The sequence below is a fragment of the Holdemanella sp. genome, from assembly GCF_056804935.1.
The window spans coordinates 1-2,703 of sequence record NZ_DBMEXE010000219.1; the positions used below are offsets into that span (position 1 = coordinate 1).

The following is a 2,703-nucleotide window of genomic DNA, read 5'->3' on the forward strand; positions in this document are numbered from 1 at the left end:
AAAAAACTCAAAAAATCAAAAAAATAATGAAAGTTTTCTGGAAAAAGTGATAAAAAAAACGTTTAAGAGTATGGAGGTGATGAGATGTCCGAATGGATTGAACAAGATCACATGGATGATAATCACTTGTATGTTCATTTGAAAAATCCAGAATTACTCAACCTATCCATTTTTGATCGATTATCGAATGATGATTTTTGTCTGCCTTGTATGTTGACAAACGAAAAAACGGCATCGATGGTGTATGCGATAGAAGGCTATATTCCTTTACATGATTTTTTAAGTCAGTATGTGTTTGAAAAAGAAGAAGGATATATATTCTTGCATCAGTTATTTGAACAAGCCATCGCATCCAATCGCAATAAGCCAGTTCTATTTGACCCAGACTACGTATTTGTCTCTAGTTTTGGAGACCGCTTTGCGTTTGTCGTGGTGCCCATTCAAATATCGAACTGGATGTTTCAAAAGGATATGTCAGAAAAATGGGTGGAATACATCGCAAAAACAATGCAGACTACAACCGCTTTTGAAATTCCTGGATTTTTATTGAAGTTTTTAAAGAGTGCTGAGTTTAGTTTACCTAATCTTGTCTTAGGTCTGGATAATATACGAAATTTATATTATCCGAAAAAGTTTTCTTTCTTTAAAAACAAGAGAATGCAGACATTTAAAGTCAAAGAACCCATACAAGCTTTCCATAAAGAGAAGCCTGTTGAATCTGTTTTGGAAGAAAAAACACAGCTTTTACAAGTAAAAGTAGATTTTTATGCCTACTTATTATGCGATCAAGAAAAATATGCATTGTGCAATGAAATCAATCTAGTGGGAAGAGCGATGGTATGTGATGTCCGTATACAGGATGCGAGTATATCTTTAAAACATGCCAAGATCGTATGTGAAAATGATCGGTACTATATACAAGATCTAAAGAGTACGAATAAGACGTATCTGAACGAAAAAGAAGTGAAACGTAAGATGCGATTAAAAGATGGCATGACGATACGATTTGGTGATGTCGTGTGTGAATTTAAAGAACAATAGATATAAGATCATACATACCTATAATGCCAATGTTTATCGTGTTATGGATGAATTGAGTACGTGTGTTTATATTTTAAAAATCTGTCCAGATTATGAAACAAAACGATATAAACATCAATTTAAAACAGAGATCAATGTGCTCTCTAACTTAAATTCGATCCATGTCCCTAGCTTGATCACTTGTTTTGAAGAAGACTTTGCGCAATGTTTTGTCGAAACATATATTCCGGGAATCAACGCAAGACAATACTTTCAAAACCATCGTTGTTTATTCAAAAAGTATCGCTTGCTAATTGATGTTTTAAAAGTCCTGCAAGATCTGCATCAGATTGGCTATCTCTATATTGATTTAAAACTTGAAAATATTATTTATTATCAGAACCATTTCTATTTAATTGATTTTAATGCATGTATTGAAAATCACTCACATGTGGCAGTGATGGCTTCAAAATCCAATTGTGCACCTGAATTATTAACACTGAATGAAAAGGATATTCGTTGTGATATTTATGCACTTGGTTCTTTGATTCAAGAACTTTTTGGCATAAGTATGATGCCCATAGTTCTTTTGTGTCATCAAAAACAAGAGCGAAGAATATCTCGATTATCCACATTTAAGAACTTGATTTTTATACATATTATCATTCGAATCCTGCTTGTACTTTCTATATGTATTCTGTCTGTCTTCCGTACAAGTCCAAAAAGTGTCTTTGATGCGTACTACACCCATCATCAAATTGCCTTATTTGAAAAAGCGTATAAAGAGTCTGATAAAAAAGATCGTTTATATACGTGGATCTCTAATGGATGGATCTTGGATGAAGTATATGTCAATGAACAGGCATCTTTATTTTTAATGGAGGAGGCAATAGCGACAAAAGATGCTACTTTGATTCGATATGTATATGATCGTGTTTCTTTAGATAAATGGCCAGAGCTTCAAGCACTTGTGTTGGTGTATTTAAATCCGGATGCCGCACATATTGATACGTGTGTTAAGCTGGTTAATTCAAATAACTTGCTTCTAAAAGATAAATTGAACGTTTTAAATCAATGTCTTCAGTTTGGTTTGCATAAAGAAATTAAAATTTCGATTCAACCGATTAAAGACTGGATTGAAAGTATAAATCCAGAGACATTAAAAACGTATCAAGCCGAATTTGAAAATCTAGGATGTAATTACTTGGAATATGTACTTTTATTACGAAATAAGGAGAGTGAAAATATGGAAATTCCAGTGGTTTTTATTGACAATTTAAAAAGTGAAAGATGGAAAGATCTTTATGAGTTTTGGAGGAGCCTATGATTGTTTCTCTACAAGATGTTGAATATACAGATTTTATATATTGGCAGGAAACAGAAAGCTTTATAAATGGTGTGGCCTCTGCGACAGGAAATGTTGAGTTGTTCTTTGATGAAAAAGTGGATCGAGATTCTAGTTTAGTTATTTATGATGGCAAAGAAATTGATTTAAACCAAGAACATACTTTTATCGATATTCAAAAAGAAGGAATTACGCAGCTTGTATTTATTTTAAAAGATATAGATGGTTATGCTTTACAGGAAGGTGAAAAAACAATTCTATTAGATACGACAATGCCAGATATCGTATTCAATGCAGGCAATCAAAACATCATAGATGTGCTTCCTTTAGAAGATAAA

The 2,703-nt window shown here is 32.7% G+C and carries 3 protein-coding genes; all 3 read left to right on the forward strand.

Annotated elements, in window-relative coordinates:
* Positions 1-84: 84 nt before the first annotated feature.
* A complete protein-coding gene (locus tag ACZQCL_RS08480; protein ID WP_482482781.1) occupies positions 85-1,041 on the forward strand; it encodes an FHA domain-containing protein in 957 nt (318 codons plus the stop codon).
* Positions 1,022-2,347 carry a protein kinase family protein gene (locus ACZQCL_RS08485; RefSeq protein ID WP_227991114.1) on the forward strand — a complete coding sequence of 442 codons (1,326 nt, stop codon included), beginning with the start codon at positions 1,022-1,024 and terminating at the stop codon, positions 2,345-2,347. Before ACZQCL_RS08480 ends, ACZQCL_RS08485 begins: the two co-directional genes overlap by 20 nt.
* On the forward strand, positions 2,344-2,703 hold a 360-nt coding region (locus ACZQCL_RS08490), incomplete at its 3' end, for a hypothetical protein (RefSeq protein WP_482482783.1). The genes ACZQCL_RS08485 and ACZQCL_RS08490, both read left to right, overlap by 4 nt.